5 protein-coding genes are annotated in these 4,352 nt (G+C 27.6%); all 5 read right to left on the bottom strand.

Going from position 1 to position 4,352, the window contains the following annotated elements:
• Window positions 1-149 precede the first annotated feature (149 nt).
• The 5 genes from I6E31_12315 to I6E31_12295 are packed head-to-tail and all read right to left on the bottom strand — an operon-like array spanning window position 150 to window position 4,278.
• Window positions 150-905: an ABC transporter permease gene (locus I6E31_12315; GenBank protein ID MCF2640744.1), complete on the bottom strand. Its 756-nt coding sequence runs from the start codon at window positions 903-905 to the stop codon at window positions 150-152.
• A gap of 14 nt (window positions 906-919) precedes the next feature.
• Entirely contained in the window at window positions 920-1,927 is a 1,008-nt protein-coding gene (locus I6E31_12310; GenBank protein ID MCF2640743.1) for an ABC transporter substrate-binding protein, read from the bottom strand.
• Window positions 1,928-1,930: 3 nt separating this feature from the next.
• A complete protein-coding gene (locus I6E31_12305) occupies window positions 1,931-2,722 on the bottom strand; it encodes a nucleoside phosphorylase (GenBank protein MCF2640742.1) in 792 nt (263 codons plus the stop codon).
• Window positions 2,723-2,735: 13 nt separating this feature from the next.
• Window positions 2,736-3,521 (bottom strand): ABC transporter permease, encoded by a 786-nt coding sequence (locus I6E31_12300; protein MCF2640741.1) that lies wholly within the window; start codon window positions 3,519-3,521, stop codon window positions 2,736-2,738.
• A 1-nt stretch (window position 3,522) separates the two neighbouring features.
• Window positions 3,523-4,278 carry an ABC transporter ATP-binding protein gene (locus tag I6E31_12295; GenBank protein MCF2640740.1) on the bottom strand — a complete coding sequence of 252 codons (756 nt, stop codon included), beginning with the start codon at window positions 4,276-4,278 and terminating at the stop codon, window positions 3,523-3,525.
• Between the last annotated feature and the right edge of the window lie 74 nt (window positions 4,279-4,352).

The following is a 4,352-nucleotide window of genomic DNA, read 5'->3' as shown; positions in this document are numbered from 1 at the left end:
CATAAAAGTTCACCCCCTCTTTTCAAATTTTACTTTGATATTGTAGCATATTTTTTGACACAAAAAAGACCCAAGCCTATTTTTTTTGAACTTGAGTCTTAAATTTTAATTTATAGCTGAGTAGTTACCATATTTTTTTACTTTATTATTTAAATCTTCCAAATTAAAAATCTTTTTTCAATTTTTTCAGCAATTATATATAAAATCAAACCAACTATGCTTAATACAAAAATTGAACTTAAAACTAATTTAATATCGTAAGTTTCATTTCCAAGAATTAATAAATAACCTAATCCTGCCTTTGCTCCTATCATTTCTCCTATAACAGCTCCTGTTATAGCTTGTGTTACTGCTACTTTTATTCCAGAAAGTATAGCTTCTAAAGAGTATGGTAATTCAATATGATAAAACTTTTGAAAAGAAGTACTATTTAAAATTTTCATAAGATTATACATATTTTTATCTATACTTCTAATTGCAACAATTTCATTAACCATTACTGGAAATAAAACTACTAATATTACTAATGCAATTTTAGATTCTAATCCCAATCCAAACCATAAAATAAATAGTGGTGCTAGAGATATTTTTGGTGCTGTTTGAACAATTAGAACAAATGGCATTATCAATTTTTCTATATATCTAGATTTGGCAACAATGTACCCTACTATAAGTCCACTGAATATTCCAATTATAATACCTATAAACACTTCTTTTAAAGTAATATAAATATGATACAACATATCTCCTTTAACCAATAAATCTATTGTTGTTTGCAACAGAGCTTCTGGTTGAGGTAAAAGATAATCTGGAACATTAAAAAGGGCTATATATGCTTTCCAAAGTATTATAATTATTGGAAAAAATAAAAGTGGTAGTAAAACTTTTCTTCTTTCTTTTGTCATTTCTCTCTCCTACACTATTTTATATTTCCAATTAATTCTTTAGCATCTATCTCTTTTTCTATTACTCCATATTCTTTTAAAACTTTTATTGAATTACTCCATCTCTCAGCATCTGAATATCCTAATCCATTCTTTTTAGTATTTTCACTTTGCCATAAATATGGAATAAATACTTCATCAAGAATAGCTGTAACAATTTCTTCTCTTCCTTTAAAACTAGGTGCATACTTTTCAACTGACATTTCCACAGCTTCTTTTGTGTTTCCATCAATAATATATTGAATTCCTTTATTTAAAGCTATATTAAATTTATTAACTACATCTTTATTTTCAGTTAGATATTTGTCTCCAACTATAAGTACATTTCCGTGAGATGGTAAAAATTCATCTGAACGAATTTCACCAACATCTACACCTTGATTTTTTAATTCAATAGTTCTAAGCATAGAGAACATAATGGCATCTACTTGTCCACTAACTAAAGCATTTACAATAGCTCCTGTACCAATTATTTCAACTTTTACATCATCAATACTCATTCCTGCTTTTTCTAACATAACTTGTAATTGAATATAGTTAGGGCTTCCAAAGCTAGTAACCCCAATTTTTTTATCTTTTAAATCTTTTGGCTCAGTTATTCCAGATGACTTTTGGAAAATTAAAGCTCCAAGTCCATGTTGGTAAGTTGTATTAACAACTTTTACTGGTATTCCTTGTGATTTAGCAAGAATTACAGAATCTGCATTAGGGAAACCAAATTGAACATTTCCTGTAGCTACGTTTTTAACAATTTCTGCTGCTGCAGCATAATAGAAATCTACATCTAAACCTTGCTCTTTAAAATATCCTTTTTCTTTAGCTATATACATTGGTGCATAATATGGAACTGCTGCTCCATCAATTTGAATAGAAATTTTTTGAATTTCATCTTTTTTAGCAGGAGTACTTTCTTTTGTTTCTCCACATCCACTGAATAAACCTAATGTTAAAATTGAAAATAGTATTAAAAATAATTTTTTCATAAATTATTCCCCCTTTTGATTTACTTTATTATATAATATTTTTGCAGCTTCTAAAGCTGTTTTACACATATTTAATTGCGGATCACCATATTCTACTAACCATTCATTTGTAATTCTATTACAATGAACTACACAGATACTCGCAGCTTTTACTCCATAGATTGATGATAGAGTAAATATTGTTTCGGCTTCCATTTCAAGATTCATTACATTTAATCTTATTAATTCATCATATAAATCTTGATAATGTTTATCTGCTACAGAAAGTGGATTTCTTCCCTGTCCTCTATAGAAAGAACCTATTGATGCTCCTATTCCTAAATGACATTTAAAATTTTTCTTTTCACTTGCTTCTTTAAGACACATTACTAAATCAAAATCTGCAACTGCTGGATATTCAGGCATAGCATAGAATTTTGAACTTCCACCCATTCTTACAGACCCTGTATTAATTATAAATTCTCCACATTTTATATCTTCTCTTATAGCTCCACAACCACCTATTCTAATAAGATATTTTGCTCCTAATTCAATTAATTCAGTAACTGCTATTTCTGTTGATGGTCCTCCAATACCAGTAGAACAAATAGTAATAGGAACTCCATTATATTTACCAGTTCCTACTTTAAATTCTCTATTAAAAGAAACTATTTCATAATCCTCTAACAAATCTCTAAACATTTCAACTCTTGCATGATCTCCAGGTAAAAAAACAATCTCTGAAATTTTATCTGATTTACATCTTAAATGAGCTGTTCCCTCTTCATAAACAGGTTTATCTGCTTTTATATACATTTAATTACTCCTTTTATTTCTCTATTCTTTGCGATTCGTGCCAATAAAGAATCTTTTTTTCTAAAATATTTACAACTTCATAATAGAAAATTCCTACAATAATAGTAAAAAAGATTCCAGCAATTAATAAAGTTGTATCGAATGTTGAAGATGCAAATATTAAAACATAACCTAATCCAACTTTTCCAGATATCCATTCAGCAACTATAGCTCCAATTATTGCTTGAACCATTCCTATTTTCAATCCAGAAAAAATCATTGGCATTGAATGTGGTAATTCTATTTTGAAAAGAATTTGTAACTTATTTGCATTTAATATTTTCATTAAATTTCTCATATCTTTAGGAACAGAACTTATTCCAACCATTGTTGCCACCATAACTGGAAAAAATACCATTGATACAATTAAAACTAATTTAGAAGTAAGTCCTAATCCAAACCAAATTACAAATAATGGTACTAATGCAATTTTAGGTGCTGTTTGAAAAAATATAAGATATGGCATTAACATTTCCTTTAAAATTGTACATTTTTCTATTATATAACCAAAGAATATTCCTAAAAATACACCTATGAAATATCCTACAAAAATTATAATAGAAGTGGCAAAAAAATGTTCCCAAATTTGCCCTTTAACAATAATTTCAAATAATTTTTGTAAAACTTTTATAGGAGATGGCATTATATATTCAGCTACTCCACTAACTTTAACATATATACCCCAGATTATTAAAAATACACCAATAGAGATAACATATTCAGAAAATCCTTTACATAAACCCTTGATTTTCTTTTCCATATTATTCTAACACCTCTCTTAAATATTTGCTGTATTCTATAAATTTAGGATTATTTCTTATCTCTACTGTTCTTGGATATCCTAAATCTATGTCTAATATTTCTTTAATTCTTCCTGGTCTAGGTGACATTACTATAACTTTACTTGAAAGAAATACAGCTTCATCAATACTGTGTGTTACAAACAATATAGTTTTTTTAGTTTGTTCCCAAATTTTTAATAACTCTATATTTAACGAATCTCTAGTTAAAGCATCTAAGGCTCCAAAAGGTTCATCCATTAATAAAAGTTTCGGATCATAAGAAAGGGATCTAACTATCGAAACCCTTTGTCTCATCCCTCCAGAAAGCTCTCTTGGAAGTGATTTTTTAAAATCTGCTAATCCCGCCATAGATAACAATTGTTCTAATTTTTCAAGATTTTCTTTTGTTTTTAAATTTTTTATTTCTAAAGGAAAAACTGCATTATCATATACATTTTTCCAAGGTAATAATACAGAATCTTGAAAAACAAATCCTATGTATTGACTTAAATCAAAATTTTCATTAAATTCAATTTTTCCACCAGTTGGATTATCTAGTCCACTTACTATTTTTAATAATGTAGATTTCCCACAACCAGAAGGTCCAATTATTGAAATAAATTCTCCTTCTTTTACTTCTAGATTAATATCTTGAAGTGCAATTGTTTTTTGTCCTGCCATATTTTTATAAGTTTTTTCCATGTTGCTAATTTTTAAACAAAAATCATTTTTCAAAATTTCCCCCGTTTTAAACGAGTTTCACCTGCCTTTTTTGTATTTATTTTTTTATTATATATTATATATTATAT

This window comes from Fusobacterium varium (assembly GCA_021531615.1).
Taxonomy (GTDB): Bacteria; Fusobacteriota; Fusobacteriia; order Fusobacteriales; family Fusobacteriaceae; genus Fusobacterium_A; species Fusobacterium_A varium_C.
This window is presented reverse-complemented; position numbering and strand designations above follow the sequence as displayed.